Annotated in this window: 1 protein-coding gene; it reads left to right on the forward strand. The window is 51.3% G+C overall.

The genetic code is table 11. The annotated features are described in order from the left end of the window. Positions 1–306 (forward strand): hypothetical protein (locus tag AB1471_RS18905; protein ID WP_367780961.1); only part of this gene is annotated, 306 nt, incomplete at both ends.

Raw genomic sequence — 306 nt, forward strand, 5'->3', positions numbered from 1 at the left:
AGGGAGAGAAGGGGAAAGAAGAAAAAAGGAGAGAAGAGGGAAGGGGGAGAGGAGGGGGAAGAAAAGGAAAAGGGAGGGAGGAGGAGAGGAGGGGAGGAAAGAAAAGAAAAAAAAAAAGGGGGAAGGGGGAAGAGGAGAAAAGGGAGAAAGAAAAGGGGAAAAAGGGAAGGGGGGAAGGAGGAGGAAAGGAAAAGAGAAAAGGGAAGAAAAAAGGAGAAGGAAAAGGAGGAGAGAAAGAAGGGGGGGGAAGGAGGGGGGGAGGCACGTACTTCTTGTTGCGCCGTGACTGTAGCGCTGTGCTTGTTC

The organism is Jeotgalibacillus marinus (assembly GCF_040801915.1).
Taxonomy (GTDB): Bacteria; Bacillota; Bacilli; order Bacillales; family Jeotgalibacillaceae; genus Jeotgalibacillus; species Jeotgalibacillus marinus.